This is a genomic window from Bradyrhizobium sp. SEMIA, from assembly GCF_014844175.1.
GTDB classification, from domain to species: Bacteria; Pseudomonadota; Alphaproteobacteria; order Rhizobiales; family Xanthobacteraceae; genus Bradyrhizobium; species Bradyrhizobium arachidis.
Genome location: NZ_CP046601.1, coordinates 1,477,539 through 1,492,504, shown reverse-complemented (window position 1 = coordinate 1,492,504; position 14,966 = coordinate 1,477,539). Strand labels below are relative to the sequence as shown.

At 65.1% G+C, this 14,966-nt stretch carries 11 protein-coding genes and 3 pseudogenes; 9 read left to right on the top strand and 5 right to left on the bottom strand.

Annotated elements, in window-relative coordinates; genetic code table 11:
- Positions 1-12: 12 nt before the first annotated feature.
- Positions 13-1,281, bottom strand: coding sequence for a serine hydrolase domain-containing protein (locus tag FOM02_RS07100; protein ID WP_027560898.1), 1,269 nt, complete (start codon positions 1,279-1,281; stop codon positions 13-15).
- A 121-nt stretch (positions 1,282-1,402) separates the two neighbouring features.
- Positions 1,403-2,250, bottom strand: a pseudogene (locus FOM02_RS07095) (SDR family oxidoreductase).
- A 144-nt stretch (positions 2,251-2,394) separates the two neighbouring features.
- Here FOM02_RS07095 and FOM02_RS07090 point away from each other — a divergent pair.
- Positions 2,395-3,120 carry an HAD family hydrolase gene (locus tag FOM02_RS07090; protein ID WP_027560896.1) on the top strand — a complete coding sequence of 242 codons (726 nt, stop codon included), beginning with the start codon at positions 2,395-2,397 and terminating at the stop codon, positions 3,118-3,120.
- Between the two features lie 52 nt (positions 3,121-3,172).
- Here FOM02_RS07090 and FOM02_RS07085 read toward each other — a convergent pair whose 3' ends face one another.
- Both FOM02_RS07085 and FOM02_RS07080 read right to left on the bottom strand, forming a co-directional pair.
- Positions 3,173-3,580: a nuclear transport factor 2 family protein gene (locus FOM02_RS07085; protein ID WP_027560895.1), complete on the bottom strand. Its 408-nt coding sequence runs from the start codon at positions 3,578-3,580 to the stop codon at positions 3,173-3,175.
- 98 nt (positions 3,581-3,678) lie between these two features.
- Positions 3,679-5,163, bottom strand: a complete 1,485-nt coding sequence (locus FOM02_RS07080) for a mannitol dehydrogenase family protein (protein WP_027560894.1) — start codon at positions 5,161-5,163, stop codon at positions 3,679-3,681.
- Positions 5,164-5,305: 142 nt separating this feature from the next.
- Here FOM02_RS07080 and FOM02_RS07075 point away from each other — a divergent pair, with 142 nt between their 5' ends.
- The 7 genes and pseudogenes from FOM02_RS07075 to FOM02_RS07045 all read left to right on the top strand — a co-directional run bounded on the left by FOM02_RS07075 (position 5,306) and on the right by FOM02_RS07045 (position 12,687).
- Positions 5,306-6,133, top strand: coding sequence for a FadR/GntR family transcriptional regulator (locus FOM02_RS07075; protein WP_027560893.1), 828 nt, complete (start codon positions 5,306-5,308; stop codon positions 6,131-6,133).
- Positions 6,134-6,223: 90 nt separating this feature from the next.
- Positions 6,224-7,183: a DctP family TRAP transporter solute-binding subunit gene (locus FOM02_RS07070; RefSeq protein WP_027560892.1), complete on the top strand. Its 960-nt coding sequence runs from the start codon at positions 6,224-6,226 to the stop codon at positions 7,181-7,183.
- A 108-nt stretch (positions 7,184-7,291) separates the two neighbouring features.
- On the top strand, positions 7,292-7,870 hold the full coding sequence (locus tag FOM02_RS07065) for a TRAP transporter small permease (protein ID WP_027560891.1): 579 nt from the start codon (positions 7,292-7,294) through the stop codon (positions 7,868-7,870).
- A 4-nt stretch (positions 7,871-7,874) separates the two neighbouring features.
- Positions 7,875-9,281 (top strand): TRAP transporter large permease, encoded by a 1,407-nt coding sequence (locus tag FOM02_RS07060; RefSeq protein ID WP_027560890.1) that lies wholly within the window; start codon positions 7,875-7,877, stop codon positions 9,279-9,281.
- Positions 9,278-10,326 (top strand): annotated as a pseudogene (locus tag FOM02_RS07055) (L-idonate 5-dehydrogenase). The gene FOM02_RS07060 and the pseudogene FOM02_RS07055 overlap by 4 nt, the downstream one beginning before the upstream one ends.
- Positions 10,327-10,439: 113 nt before the next feature.
- Positions 10,440-11,629, top strand: a pseudogene (gene uxuA, locus FOM02_RS07050) (mannonate dehydratase).
- Positions 11,630-11,769: 140 nt separating this feature from the next.
- On the top strand, positions 11,770-12,687 hold the full coding sequence (locus FOM02_RS07045) for a lipase family protein (protein ID WP_027560887.1): 918 nt from the start codon (positions 11,770-11,772) through the stop codon (positions 12,685-12,687).
- Between the two features lie 20 nt (positions 12,688-12,707).
- Here the strand turns inward: FOM02_RS07045 and FOM02_RS07040 are convergent, their stop codons facing one another.
- On the bottom strand, positions 12,708-13,646 hold the full coding sequence (locus tag FOM02_RS07040; RefSeq protein ID WP_027560886.1) for a LysR family transcriptional regulator: 939 nt from the start codon (positions 13,644-13,646) through the stop codon (positions 12,708-12,710).
- A gap of 209 nt (positions 13,647-13,855) precedes the next feature.
- Here FOM02_RS07040 and FOM02_RS07035 point away from each other — a divergent pair, with 209 nt between their 5' ends.
- Positions 13,856-14,938, top strand: a complete 1,083-nt coding sequence (locus tag FOM02_RS07035; protein WP_027560885.1) for an ABC transporter ATP-binding protein — start codon at positions 13,856-13,858, stop codon at positions 14,936-14,938.
- Positions 14,939-14,966 lie beyond the last annotated feature (28 nt).

Genomic DNA, 14,966 nt, shown 5'->3' with positions numbered 1-14,966 from the left:
TCTATTCGAGGCTCACTTCGTCATTGCGCCATAGACGATGTCCTGGACCTGCTCGCGGTAGTATTTGCGCAGCTCACCCGGCGCCGCCGTTCCGACAACGACGACGAGACGTTCCTTCGGATCGCAGAAGAACTGCGTCCCGTAAGCGCCGTTCCAGGTGAACTCGCCGGGATTGCCGGGCACCGACGACAGCCCCTCGCCGGTGCGCACCGCGACCGCGAGGCCAAAGCCGAAGCCGGCGCGGTGCGGCTCGATGTTGGCCACGTTGTTCTTGATCTCGGGGCCGAGATGGTTGGTCGTCATGTGGTGCACGGTCTTGGGCGAGAGGATACGCTGGCCGTCGAGCTCGCCGCCATTGAGCAGCATCTGTCCGAAACGGATGTAATCGCCGATCGTGGCGAACGAGCAGGCACCGCCGCAATCGAACTTGGTTGGCGTGTCGAGCAGCTTGATGGCCTGCGGCTTGCCGGTCAGCGGATCGTTGGCGAACGGGCGGGCGAGGCGGGGGCGCTGCGCGTCGGTGGGGTGGAAGGTCGCGTCCTTCATGCCGAGCGGTTGCCAGACATTGGCAGCGAGATAGTCGCCGAGCTTCTGCTCGCTGACTTTCTCGACGACGGCGCCGAGCACGTCGATCGAAAAGCCGTATTCGAACTCGGTCGAGGGTTGATGCGCCAGCGGCAGTTTGGTGATGCGCTCGATGAAAGCCGGGGTGTCGCCTTCGATCGCGGGCGCGACGCCATCGGGGTATTGCCGCGCAAGCGCGCTGGAGGAGTCCGGGCGGCCGCCATACATCAGGCCGGACGTGTGCCGGTAGAGGTCGTGAATGAAGATCGGCGAGGCCTGCGGCTCGAATTTCAGCGAGCCGTCGGCCTGCTGAACGCCGACCTTCATGTCGGCAAAGCCGGGATAGTAGTCCGACAATTTTGCCTGGAGCGGGAGCTGACCCTTTTCCATCAGGGTCAGACCTGCGACCGCGGCCATCGGCTTGGTCATCGAAGCGAGCGCGAAGATCGCATCGACCGGCATCGGCGTGCCCTTGTCCGGATCGAGCATGCCATAGGCCTTGTAGTGCACGAGCTTGCCGTCGCGCGCGATGGCGACGACCGCGCCGGGCACGCGCTTGGCGGCGATCTCGCGCGCGAAGAAGCTGTCGAGCCGCGCCAGGCCCTGCTTGGAGAAGCCAGCGTCATCGGGATTTGTTTCGGGCAGCGGTGCGGCGCGCGCTGCACCGAACGTGATGACGGCAGCCGCCGCCGCGATCATGGCGATCGTCTTCTTCATTGCATCCTCCCAGGCGAGCGCGTTATGCGAATGGCTCGCTCGACGCCTAGATCACGACCGCGCTGGCGCGAAGTCAAGCGCGCACCCAGCATGTCTGGGACGCACCGGTGATGCCCGAACCCTAGCGTCCTTCGCCGGCGCGCCAGAGCGCATCGAGGCCATGGCGGTAGGTCGGATAGGCGAGCGTGACGCCGAGCTCTCGCTTCAGTCTTGCGTTGGAGACGCGGGCGCTGCTGGCATAGAAGCTGCGCGCCATCGCCGACATCTCGGCGGTCTTGAAGGCTTCTTCCGGCGGCGGCGCAACGTTCATCAGCTTCGCGGCATAGGTGATGACGTCCTGCGGGGGCGCCGGCTCGTCGTCGCAGACGTTCCAGGTACCCCCGCCCTCGCGCTGGATCGCCGCCATGATCGCGCCCGCGATGTCGTCGACATGGATGCGATTGAACACCTGTCCGGGCTTGATGATGCGCCTTGCCGTGCCCGCGCGCAGCGTCACCAGCGCATTGCGGCCTGGGCCGTAGATGCCGGCAAGCCGCAGGATGGCGGCTTCGCCGCCGGTTGCGTCGGCCCAGGCCTGCTCGGCCGCAATGCGCATGCGCGTGCGCTCGAGCGTCGCCTGCGGCGGCGTGCTCTCATCGACCCATCCGCCGCTGTGATCGCCATAGACGCCGATGGTGGAGAGATAGACGACCTTGCGGCGGCCCGCCGCCAGCACGTCGCCGAATGCGGCGATGGCAGGATCACCGGTGCTGCCGGGCGGGATCGAGATGAGAAGGACATCGGCCTCGCTGATGCGTTCGACCGTCTCGCGCGCGGACTGCCGCCGGAAAATTCGTGGACCTCGATGCCAGCGAGATCGTTCCGCTGCGCGGGATCGCGCACGGTGCCGGCGACATGGGAGAAGCTGTCGCCGAATTTGCGGACGAAGTGCCGGACGCTGTAGCCGAGGCCGAGGATGAAGAGCCGCATGCGTCTCCCGTGCAGGTCAAGGTTCCCGTTCGCGCTCGCCGCGCGTCTCGCTCATAAGAGATTTTTGGGTCCGGCAAAAGATATTCCGATTTGTCTCGCCGGCCGGTGCAGGCAATGCTCGCTCGACACCGGGAGGCATCGACCATGCAGGCGGAAGCGGCCACCATGACGCCCTCCGGCGCGGCAGAGCTGATCCGCGGCGCGGCCGCGCTGATCTTCGATGTCGACGGCACCCTCGCCGAGACCGAGGAGCTGCATCGGCAGGCCTTCAACCACGCCTTCGTCCGCCATGGTCTCGACTGGCAATGGGACCGTGCCGTCTACAAGGACCTGCTGCGAGTGACCGGCGGCAAGGAGCGCATGCGTGCCTACCACGCGAGGCTGGCAGCCGCCCCGCCATTATCCGATGTGGACATCGCGGCGCTTCACCGCATCAAGACCGCGCATTATGCGGAGCTGGTCGAAACCGGCTGCTGTCCCTTAAGGCCCGGCGTGGCGGAGCTGTTGGCCAAGGCTAAGGCGCGTGGCCAGCGGCTCGCGATCGCGACCACGACGTCGCACGGCAACATCGATGCGCTGCTGTCTCGAGCGCTGGGGACCCGCTGGGCTGCGGATTTCGATGCCATCGTTGCTGGTGATGATGTCAGGCACAAGAAGCCGGCGCCGGATGTCTATCTCGAGATCCTGGCGCGGCTGAGGCTCCATGCCTCCGACTGTGTCGCGATCGAGGATTCTGGCAACGGGCTGATCGCGGCGTCGCGGGCGGACATTCCGGTTCTCATCACGCGCAGCATGTTCTTCCGTGATGACGACTTCAGCGCGGCGCGGTTTGTGCTGGATGACCTGTCGGAACTCGGGGCTCAAAAATAAAACCGGAAAACAACCCCATGCACAGTAGCTCACGCCGGCGTGAGGGCTGCGGTCAGTGGACGCGGTGACTCGCCCTATCGTCTTCGGCCTGCTCGACAATCTGCGCAATCGGGCTCGACTGGTGATGCACCAGGCGCCAGCCGTCGCCGACGCGGCGAAAATGGTTGGCGGCGGCCAGAGCGGTGCCGTCGACGATCTCGATGCAGAGCACGCGGGCGCTGTCGCCGTCGACGATCGCCTGCGGTTCGGCGCAGACGATCTGCGGCCGCTCCGGATTTTGCAGAATATCGCGCCAGCTTCCGATCACGGTGGCGCGGCCGACGATGGCCGGCCAGCCTGGATGGATGCAGGAGATGGCGTCGTCATCCGCCCACATCCGTTCCATGCCGGCGAAGTCGCCAGTCGAAAAAGCGGCGTAGAAAGCCGCGTTGGCGGCGATGACCTTGCTGTCCTTTGCCATGCCTCTCGGGTGGGCCAATGACAGAAAAAAATCAAGCGCGACTTGCGTTTGATTTTGACCGCACTGCAGCATTCAAGGCGCGGCTGCTCCTTTTGTAGTCACGCCGAAACGTGCGTCTCCACCGCCCGCCGCGCGCCATCCTTGTAAAGATGGGCGAGCGCCGAGGTCACGGCCTCGCGCAAGCGCGGATCGGTGCCCAGCGGCCCGAACACTTTTTCCACGCCGAGCAATGCGGGTGCGAGCCGCTCGGCGACCGGGCCTGTCTCACGCGCCAGCGCGGCGAACTCGGCGGCGAGCGGATCGCGCACGTCGATGGCGCGGCCCTGCTCGTCGGTGGCGGCGACGTAGCGCATCCAGCCGGCGACCGCGAGCGCGTGGGTCGCGATCGGCAGGCTCCTCGCAAGGCGATCCTGCATCGCGCCGAGCAGGCGCTGCGGCAGCTTTTGCGAGCCGTCCATCGCGATCTGCCAGGTGCGGTGATGCAGCGCCGTATTGGAAAAACGCTTGAGCAGCGAGGCGCGATAGGCGGCAAGGTCAGTGCCAGGCGGCATTGTCAGCGTCACCGCGGCCTCTTCCATCACCCGCGCGGCGAGACGCGCGAAACTCGCATCGGTCATGGTGTCGGCGATGGTCTCGTAACCGGCGAGATAGCCGAGATAGGCGAGCGCGGAATGGCTGGCGTTGAGCAGCCGCAGCTTCATCAGCTCGAACGGCTTCACGTCGGTGACGAGCTCGACCCCCGCGGCGGCAAGATCAGGCCGGCCCGCCGTAAAACGGTCCTCGACTACCCATTGCGTGAAGGGTTCAGTCATGACCGGCCAGGCGTCGCGTAGGCCGAGCGCGGATGACACCGCATCGCGGTCGGCGTCCGTCGTCTCCGGCACGATGCGGTCGACCATGGTCGAGGGGAAGGCGGCATTATCTGCGATCCACTTGCCGAACTCCTTCGAGCGCAGTGCGGCGAACTGCGTCACGATCCGCTGCACGGTGTGACCGTTGGCGGCGAGATTGTCGCAGCACAGCACGGTGAAGGGGATCAGCCCCTGCGCACGCCGGCGCGCCAGCGCAGCCACGATGACGCCGGGCGCCGAGCGTGGTGCGTCGGGATTGTTGAGGTCGTGCACGACATCGGGATGCCGCTCGTCGAGGTCGCCGGTCTGCGGCGTGTGGCAATAGCCCTTCTCGGTAACCGTGAGCGAGACGATGCGGATGGCGGGATCGGTCATCCGCTCGACCAGCGCCGCCGGCTTCTCGCGCGCGACCACGCTGTCGAGCAGCGCGCCGATGACGCGGTGCTCGGTGCCTTCGGCCGCACGTACGGCAACGGTATAGAGATGATCCTGCGGGGCGAGGGCGTCGCGCGTATCCGGGCTGCGCAGGCTGGCGCCGACAATGCCCCAGGACGAGCTGCCGCTGGCAAGGCAATCGTCGATGACGACGGCCTGATGCGCGCGATGAAAAGCCCCGAGGCCAAGATGCACGATGCCGGGCGTGGCGCGCGAGCGGTCATAGGCCGGGCGGCGGATGCCGGACGGCAACCGATCGAGATTGGCGCCGCCAAGACGCATCGAACTTGGGCGCATGGACGTCTCCCCTTTGCTTTGCCGCTGCTTGACATGGCGCCCGACCTCGGTCAATGCTCTGGTCAATTGGTAAGACCAATTTTCCAAAATTGGCGGGCCGCGGGTCGGGACGATTCCGCGAGACCCTTTCGGGGAGGCCAGCGTGCCGCTGGAAGCTGTGGAGGCGAGACGGCTTTACCGCCAGGTCGCCGATCAATTGCGAAGCCTGATCGACAGCGGCGAGTACGCGGTCGGCAGCCGCTTGCCGACCGAGCGCGAGCTCGCCGAGCAGCTCAAGATCTCGCGGCCCACGGTGCGCGAGGCCCTGATCGCGCTCGAGGTCGAAGGCCGCGTCCGCATCCGTGTCGGCTCAGGCATCTATGTGATCGAGCCGGCCGATGCCGCGCCGGCGCCGGCGGCCGCCGTCATCGAAGGCCCGTTCGAGCTGCTGCGCGCCCGCGAATTCCTGGAAAGTGCCATCGCCGAACAGGCTGCGCGCGTGGCGACGAAGGATGATGTCGCCCGCATCGATGCGTCCCTGGTCGCGATGGAGAACGTCGAGCATCCCGGCGAAGCCTCGATGGTGCACGACCGCGCGTTCCACGTCGCGATCGCCGGAAGCCTCGGCAACGCCGTTCTGGTCCGCGTGGTCGGCGAGCTGTTCGACCAGCGCCTCAATCCCTATTTCGCGCAGCTTGCGCATTATTTCGAAAGCCCCGGCACGTGGCGTACCGCGCTCGACGAGCACCGCGCCGTGCGCGATGCGATCGCGGCGCACGATCCGGACAGCGCGCGCGAGGCGATGCGAAAGCATCTGGCGCGCTCGCAGGAGCGCTTTGCTCAGAATTTTGGCGCCGAGACCGCCGCAGCGGCCTCGTCTGCCGGGCGGAGCCGGGCGGAGCGACATCAGGCCAAGCCGGCAATACCAAAGCGAGCGGCGAAGAAGCAGGCCAAAAAGCAGGTCAAGGGCAGCAGCGCGCGGCGGCGATGAGATTGGGCGGCCCTCATCCGTTTCAGGTGTGGGCGAACAAGAAGCAGACTTTAGTCAGTGGAGGATAAGTCGATGTTGAAGAAGATGACGATGGTGCTGGCGGCTTCGGTCGCGGCGATGGTCGCGGCGACCAGTTCCGGCATGGCGCAGACCAAGCTCAAATGGGCCCATGTCTACGAGACCTCGGAGCCGTTCCATAGCGCGTCAGTGTGGGCCGCGCAGGAGATCGGCAAGCGCACCAATGGGCGCTACCAGATCGACGTCTATCCGGCGTCGCAGCTCGGCAAGGAGGCCGACATCAACCAGGGCCTCTCGCTTGGCTCGGTCGATATCATCATCTCCGGCTCGAGCTTCGCGGCGAAAAGCTTTCCGCCGATCGGCGTGACCTACTATCCCTACACTTTCCGCGATGCCGATCATCTGCTTGCCTACACCAAGAGCGACATCTTCAAGGAGCTCGCCAAGGGCTATGAGGACAAGAGCGGCCACCACATCATCGCGGTGACCTATTATGGCGTGCGCCAGACCTCGTCGAACAAGCCGATCAAGAGCTGCGCCGACCTCAAGGGCCTGAAGATGCGCGTGCCTGACGTGCCGGCTTATCTGGCCATGCCGCGCGCCTGCGGCGCCAACACCGCGCCGATCGCCTTCGCCGAAGTCTATCTCGCGCTCCAGAACGGCACCGTGGAGGCGCAGGAGAACCCGCTGACCACGATCGAGGCCAAGAAGTTCTACGAGGTGCAGAAGCACATCGTGCTCACCGGCCACATCGTCGACCACCTCAACACGGTGGTGGCGGGCGCGCTCTGGAAGAAGCTCTCCGACGAAGACAAGAAGATCTTCACCGACGTCGCGCAGGAGGCCGCCGCGAAAGCGACCGCCGAGATCAAGCAGAACGAGGCCAAGCTGGTCGCCTTCTTCAAGGAGAAGGGCCTGACCGTGACCGAGGTCGACAAGAACGAATTCCGCGACATCGTGCTGAAGAACGTCCCGTTCGAGACCTTTGGTTATCGCAAGGCCGACTGGGAACGGATTCAGGAAGTCAAATAGCAACGACCGTCATTCCGGGGCTCGCGAAGCGAGAACCCGGAATCTCGAGGTTCCGGGTTCGACGCTGACGCGTCGCCCCGGAACGACGATTTGAGGAGGAGCACACCCATGTCCACCGCCGAAATACACCGGCAGATCACCGCGGACGAGATCGCCCACACCTTCGAGGAGGAGGCGACGCCGAAGGTCGATCTCGGCATCTACGCCTTCGAGGACTGGGTGGCGCTGGTGATCTTCTGGGTGATGGCGCTTGCCGTCTTCCTCCAGTTCTTCACCCGCTACGTCCTCAACGACAGCTATGCCTGGACCGAGGAGATCGCGACCTATTGCCTGATCGGCGTGGTCTTCATCGGCGCCTCGATGTGTGTGCGGCTGTCGCGGCATATCCAGGTCGACCTGATCTACCGCTACCTGCCGCACATGGTGGCGCGCACGATGTCCACACTGATCGACCTGATCCGGATCGCCTTCTTCGGTTACGCCATCAAGCTGGTCTGGGTCTACATCCAGATCATCGGCGATGAGTCCATGACCACGATCAATCTTCCCAAGGACTACGTCTATTACGCCGTGCTCGCCGGCTTCGTGCTGATGTTCGTGCGCTCGCTGCAGGTGGCGCTGCAGCATCTGCGGCAGGGCTATTCGATCCTCGAACGCCCCGGCGCCTACGACGGTTTTGAAGGATAGTATCATGCTGTTGCTGCTTGGGGGCTTCCTCATCCTGATGCTGATCGGCGTTCCCGTGGCGATCGCCATGGCCGCGTCGTCGCTGCTCTACATCCTGGTCAGCGGCGTGACGCCTGACGTCACGCTGGCGCAGCGCATGATCGCCGGCGTCGAGAGCTTTCCGCTGCTCGCCGTGCCGTTCTTCATCCTCGCCGGCAATCTCATGAACATCGCCGGCGTCACCGGCCGCATCTACAAGTTCGCAGTCGCGCTCGTCGGCTGGATGCGCGGCGGCCTCGGTCACGTCAACATCATCGGCTCGGTGATCTTCTCCGGCATGTCCGGCACCGCGATCGCGGATGCTGCCGGCCTCGGCACCATCGAGATCAAGGCGATGAAGGACCACGGCTACTCCACCGAATTCTCGGTCGGCGTCACTGCGGCGTCCGCAACGCTCGGGCCCATCATCCCGCCGTCGCTGCCCTTCGTGATCTACGGCATGATGGCCAACGTCTCGATTGGCGCGCTGTTCCTCGGCGGCGTCATTCCCGGCATCGTCATGACGCTGCTGATGATGGCGACGGTCACCTATTTCGCGCACAAGAACAAATGGGGCAGCGACACGCCGTTCTCCTGGCCGCAGCTCGGCTCGGCCGGCCTCGAGATCGCGATCGTGCTGACGTTCCCGCTCGCGATCTGGCTGATGGTGATGGCCGGCATGTCGACCAACATGGCGGTCGTCATCGGCCTCGGCACGCTGCTCATCATCGACTGGTATTTCGACTTCTCGGCCGTGATGGCGCTGATGGCGCCGGTGATCCTGATCGGCGGCATGACGCTCGGCTGGTTCACGCCGACGGAAGCCGCGGTCGCCGCCGTGATCTGGTCGCTGTTCCTCGGCCTCGTCCGCTACCGCACCATGACCCTGAAGACGGTGGCGAAGGCGACCTTCGACACCATCGAGACCACGGCCTCGGTGCTCTTCATCGTCACGGCGGCGTCGATCTTCGCCTGGCTGTTGACGGTGTCGCAGGCGGCGCAGATGCTGTCGGACTGGATGCTCAGCATCACCCACAACAAATGGGTATTCCTGGCGCTCGCCAACATCCTGATTCTGTTCGTCGGCTGCTTCATCGACACCACGGCGGCGATCACCATCCTCGTGCCGATCCTGCTGCCGATCGTGCTCAAGCTCGGCATCGATCCGATCCACTTCGGCTTGATCATGACGCTGAACCTGATGATCGGCCTGTTGCATCCGCCGCTCGGCATGGTGCTGTTCGTGCTCGCTCGCGTCGCCAAGCTCTCGGTCGAGCGCACGACGGTCGCGATCCTGCCCTGGCTGGTGCCGCTGCTGCTCGCGCTGATCGCAATCACCTACATTCCCGAACTGACCCTCTGGCTGCCTAAATATATGGGACTCTCCAAATGACCTCCGTAGCTCTCGCCGCAACCCTGTTCGGCCCCGAAGATTTGCGCATGATCGAGCATCCGCTCGACAAGCTCGCGGACGGGATGGTGCGCATCCGCTTCGGCGCCGGCGGCATCTGCGGCTCCGACATGCACTACTTCCGGCATGCCCGCACCGGCGACTTCGTGGTGAAGTCGCCGTTGGTGCTGGGCCACGAGATCTCGGGCGAGGTCGTGGAGATCGCAGGCTCCGCCGCCAATTTGAAGGTCGGCGACCGCGTCGCCGTCAATCCGTCGCGCTGGTGCGGCCATTGCGTCGCCTGCCGCGAAGGCCGGCCCAATCTTTGCGAGAACATCTACTTCATGGGCTCGGCCTCGAAGACGCCGCACATGCAGGGCGGCTTTGCCAATTATTTCGATGCGATCCCGGCGCAGTGCGTGAAGATTCCGGATCACGTCTCCTATCAGGCCGCGGCGCTCGCCGAGCCGCTCGCGGTCTGCCTGCACGCGGTGGCACGCGCCGGCAACATCGAAGGCAAGCGCGGCATCATCTTCGGCGCGGCCCGATCGGGCTTCTGACCATGCTCGCCGCGCACCGCGCCGGCATGGCCGACATTACGGTCGCCGACATCGCGCCGGCGCCGCTCGCTTTCGCGACCAAGCTTGGTGCGTCCCACGTCGAGAACGTGTCGGGTGGGGAAGAGGGCCTGAAGGCGCAGGCCGCGACGCGTCCCTATGACGTCGCCTTCGAAGTCTCGGGTACGGCCGCCGGCCTTGCGAGCGCCATTGGCATCGTCAGGCGTGGCGGCGTCGTGGTGCAGATCGGCAATCTGCCGGGCGGCCAGATCCCGACGCCGTCGAACGCGGTGATGGCCAAGGAGATCGACCTGCGCGGCTCGTTCCGCTTCGGATTCGAGTTCATGACCGCGGTGGAACTGATCGGCGCAGGCAGCGTCGATGTGCTGTCGCTGGTCACCGCCGAGCGGCCGCTGTCGACCGCGCCGGATGCGCTGCGGCTGGCGCTCGACCGCTCGCAGAGTGTCAAGGTCGTGCTGACCGCGAACTGATCCTAGAGCCCCGTTCCGATGGAATCGGAACGGGACTCTAGATTCTTGTTTGACGCGTTTTCTTCACGCGAACCGGTACCCACTTCGCTCGAAAACGCTTTGGGAGAATTTCGATGATGCTCGAAGGATGGCGCTGGTACGGTCCGGATGATCCGGTGTCCTTGGATGACGTCAGGCAGGCCGGGGCGAGCGACATCGTCTCGGCGCTGCATCAGGTGCCGATCGGGGAGGCCTGGACGCGCAAGGCGGTCGAGGAGCGCAAGAATTTCATCGAGAACGGCCAGCCCGGCCGCTCGCATTGACCTGGTCGGTGGTGGAATCGATTCCGATCCCTGACGACGTCAAGCGGCTCGGGGCTAAGGCGACCAAATCCATCGAAGCGTGGATCGCTAGCCTGGAGGCGGTGGCCGCCAGCGGCATCAAGATCATCTGCTACAATTTCATGCCTGTGGTCGATTGGTGCCGTACCGATCTCGAATGGGAGCTGCCGAACGGCGCCCGCGCCATGCGCTTCGACCAGGACCGCTTTGCGGCGTTCGAGCTGCATATCCTGGAGCGGCCTGCGGCCGCGCAGGAATACTCGCCAGAGCAGCAGGCGCGCGCGAAAGCGCTATTCGAGAAGATGAGCCAGGCCGACATCGACTATCTCGTCATGGTCATCGCCAGTGCGCTGCCCGGCTCGACGACCGAGCCGATGACCATCCCGCAGTTCCGCGACCGGCTGGAGACCTATCGCGACATCACGCCAAAAATCCTGCGGCAGCATCTCGCCGAATTCCTTGCGCGCGTGGCGCCGGTCGCCGAGCAACTCGGCGTCTCGCTGACGCTGCATCCGGATGATCCGCCGCGGCCGCTGTTCGGTCTGCCGCGCATTGCTTCGTCTGCCGACGATTACCAGGCGCTGTTCGACGCCGTGCCATCGAAGGCGAACGGCATCTGCCTGTGCACGGGCTCGCTCGGCGTGCGCGCCGAGAACAACCTGCCTGAGATGGCCGAGCGCTTCGGCCCGCGCATTGCCTTTGCGCATCTGCGTGCGACCAAGCGCGAGGCAGACGGCCTGTCGTTCTACGAGTCCGATCATCTCGACGGCGACGTCGACATGGTCGCCGTGCTCAAGGCGCTTTTGAAGGAGAACGCGCGGCGCGCCCCCGACAAGCGGATCGTGTTCCGGCCCGATCACGGCCACCGCATGCTCGACGATCTCGCCGCCACCAAGCGCACCAATCCCGGCTACACCGCGATCGGCCGCCTGCGCGGCCTCGCTGAGCTGCGCGGTGCAATCAGGGCGATCGAGCATCGATAGGACGGCAGGGTCTCCCTAAAGGCCGCGTTAGTTCGGCTCTTTGCTCGCGGAGATTGTCTTCGGCTCCTGTGTGTGCCACAGTGGCTGCATTGCATTTTGACTGACGCATTGCAGCCACAGGCCATTTATAGGAGCTGCGCATGAGCTTCCTGGTCGAACTTCCTCTCAGTGAATACAATCGGAACGCGTTCGCGGACTTCAACAAGGCGTCCGGCAATTTTGATCCTGACGTCGCGCGCGCGATGATGTGGATGTCGCAGCTCGCCTACGAGACCCACGTCCCGCAAACGATTACCGCGGTGTCCGGCTTCTGGACGCTGTCAAACGTCAAGCTGTTGATGCAGCCCGCGAAATCGACGCTCCCCGTCTCGGACACCCGCGGCGTTATCGCCCAGCGGGACGGCGCGACCATCGTCGCGTTCGCCGGCACCGATCCGCTCATTCTCAAGAATTGGGTCAGTGACTTCTATCTCGGTCGTCCGAAGGGCGATGTCCACCAAGGCTTCAAAGATGCCGCCGCGGCCGTTTGGGACGATGTGCGAACGGCGCTGATTGCGGCGTCTGGCGCGGGCTCGCCCATATTCATCACCGGACACAGCCTGGGAGCGGCACTTGCCGTCGTCACGGCCGATCGCGCGCGTAGCGAGCCTGCGATTGCGCGTCCGCAAGTCTATCTTTACGGCTGCCCGCGCGTCTGTCGCGTCGATGCCGCGGCCGCCTACAACGCGACGCTCGGGCCTACGACCTATCGCCTGGTCCACGGCAACGATATCGTCCCGACCGTCCCGCCACCACAGCTCGGTTTCCAGCATGTCGGGCGCTATTTGGCATGCGGCCCGCGTACGAAATTCGTCGTCAGTCAACTTGCGCCGAACAGCAATTCCGACGAGCCGTTGCCGACGACCGGGGGCTTCGCTGGCCTAACCCAGCAGCTTGAAAATCTCGTCGTCGGGTTTTCCCCGAGCAGGCGTATGGATCTGATCGGTCGGCTCTCCCAGTTACTGCTGCCCGGCATCGGTGATCATCTGCCGGATCGATATTACGACGTGTTGCCCTAACGCATCGCAATCTCGTCGGATCAATAACAGGCGGCCATGGCGCGGAGCTTGGGATAGAGCCGGTCGATTGCGGCAATCTCGCTTCGCATCTGCGCGGTGATCCAGTCGCGGATCTCGGCAGCGATGGGGCGCATCGGCCGGTTGCGCGGCGGCAGGAATTCGCAGATGCGGCGCGTGGTGGTGAGCCGGTCGGACGCCGGGACCAGTGCGCCGGTCAATAACCAGTGCGAGGCCACCGTCAGCCAGCCGAGGGCGATGCCCTGGCCGAGCAGGGCCGCCTGCACCACGACGGCATAATCGGTGAAGCTGAGCCCCTTGGCCGCGCCGCGGCGCCCGGTGAGCAGCGATGCGTAGTCCGCGGCCCAGTCGCCCGGCGTCTCGGCGAGGCGGATGATGGTATTGCCCTCGGCGGGGTCGGTCTCGCCGAGATAGCCGGGGCTGCACATCGGCAGCATTACTTCCTTCATGACCAGCGTGCCGCCGGACGACGGCTCGTCGCGATCGCGGAAGCGCATGCCGAGGTCGACATTCTCCACCGGCCCGCGCAGCGCGCCGGAGATCAGCTGGAAGCGCAGATCCACTTGCGGAAACTGCTTCTGCAGCTTGTCGATGCGCGGCATCAGCCAGTGCGTGGTGAAGGCGGAGGAGACCGACAACGTCACCGTCTCGGTGCCCTTGCGCCGCCGCTCGATCTCCACGAGCCCGCTCTCGATGCTACGAAAGCCGTCGAGCACGCGGCGATACAGGAGCTCGCCCTCCTCGGTGAGCACCGCGCGGCCCGCCTTGCGATCGAACAGGCGGACGCCAAGATGCTCCTCGAGCTGGCCGAGCATGCGGCTCACCGCGGGCTGCGTGACGTTCAATTCGGCCGCCGCCGCGGTGAAGCTGCCGTTGCGCGCCGCCGCGTCGAAGACGAACAGGGCGTTACTCGACGGCAGCATGCGGCGCAGCTCGGGCATAACGTCATGTTATGGGCGCGGTGAGAATTTGGCAATTGCCGGATTTTGCCAAGTCTGGTGTCATTGGCATGACAGCCTAAACACAGGGTCTTCGGGAGAAGATTTGGTGCAGCGCACGCTTTGCCGTGAGTGCCCCAAATCCGTGTCTATAAAGCAGGCTTATGGCGCGCAGTGAGGCACGCCATTGCAGGACATGGCGAGGTCGATCGTTGGACAAGCGAGCGGAAAGCGTCGAGATCAAGTCCGCCAGCAAGGCCTATGGCGCCGTTCGCGCCCTCGACGACGTTTCGCTCAATGTCGGCGCCGGCGAATTCGTCTCGCTGCTCGGCCCCTCCGGCTCGGGCAAGACCACGCTGCTCGGCATCTTGGGCGGCTTCATCCTGCCGACGTCAGGCACAATTCTCTTCGGCGGCCGCAACGTCACCTTTATGCCGCCGCACAAGCGCGACATCGGCGTCGTGTTCCAGAACTACGCGCTGTTCCCGCATATGAGCGTCGGTGAGAACGTCGCCTTTCCCCTGCGCGCGCGCCGCCTGCCGAAATCGTCCTGGCCAGACAAGGTGCGCGCGGCGCTCAGCATGGTCGGCCTTGCCGGCTATGAGGAGCGCGGCATCGCGCAGCTCTCCGGCGGCCAGCGCCAGCGCGTCGCGCTCGCGCGCGCGATGATCTTCGAGCCGCGCCTGATCCTGATGGACGAGCCGCTCTCCGCGCTCGACAAGCAGCTCCGCGAATCCATGCAGATCGAGCTGCGGACGCTGCACAAGCGCATCCAGGCCACCATCATCTACGTCACCCATGACCAGCGCGAGGCGCTGACCATGAGCGACCGCGTCGCCGTCATGAAGGACGGCCGTCTGGTCCAGATCGACGAGCCGGCGCGGCTGCACGATCATCCCGCCGACTCCTTCGTCGCCAGCTTCATTGGCGAGGCGACACTTCTGCCGGTCCGCCGTGTCGATACCTCCAGCGTGTCGCTGGGCAACGCCCTGCTGCGCAGCGCCCGCGCCATTCCTGATGGCGACGCGCTGATGCTCGCCGTGCACAGCGAGAAGCTGCTGATCGACGACGGCGCCCAGGATGGCGCCTGCAACCGGCTGACCGGGACGGTCACCGACATCGTCTACCAGGGCGAGAGCCTGCGCATCTTCCTGGTGCTTGCCGACGGCGTCGCGCTCAGCCTGCGCCAGCCGGCCTATCACCAGGCCTATAGCCGCATCCCGCCGCTCGGCGGCAGCCTCACCGTCACGCTCCACCCCGAGGACACCATCGTGGTCCCCCGGGTGGGGAACTGAACTTTAAGCCGCGTCCAACCGGAGAGAA

What these genes read in the sequence shown, in the direction of transcription:
- FOM02_RS07065 (WP_027560891.1), top strand. Translation starts at nt 7,292, where the DNA reads ATGTCCACCGCCGAAATACACCGGCAGATCACCGCGGACGAGATCGCC.
- FOM02_RS07090 (WP_027560896.1), top strand. Translation starts at nt 2,395, where the DNA reads ATGCAGGCGGAAGCGGCCACCATGACGCCCTCCGGCGCGGCAGAGCTG.
- FOM02_RS07080 (WP_027560894.1), bottom strand. Translation starts at nt 5,163, where the DNA reads ATGCGCCCAAGTTCGATGCGTCTTGGCGGCGCCAATCTCGATCGGTTG.
- FOM02_RS07045 (WP_027560887.1), top strand. Translation starts at nt 11,770, where the DNA reads ATGAGCTTCCTGGTCGAACTTCCTCTCAGTGAATACAATCGGAACGCG.
- FOM02_RS07085 (WP_027560895.1), bottom strand. Translation starts at nt 3,580, where the DNA reads ATGGCAAAGGACAGCAAGGTCATCGCCGCCAACGCGGCTTTCTACGCC.
- FOM02_RS07100 (WP_027560898.1), bottom strand. Translation starts at nt 1,281, where the DNA reads ATGAAGAAGACGATCGCCATGATCGCGGCGGCGGCTGCCGTCATCACG.
- FOM02_RS07070 (WP_027560892.1), top strand. Translation starts at nt 6,224, where the DNA reads ATGGTGCTGGCGGCTTCGGTCGCGGCGATGGTCGCGGCGACCAGTTCC.
- FOM02_RS07060 (WP_027560890.1), top strand. Translation starts at nt 7,875, where the DNA reads ATGCTGTTGCTGCTTGGGGGCTTCCTCATCCTGATGCTGATCGGCGTT.
- FOM02_RS07040 (WP_027560886.1), bottom strand. Translation starts at nt 13,646, where the DNA reads ATGCCCGAGCTGCGCCGCATGCTGCCGTCGAGTAACGCCCTGTTCGTC.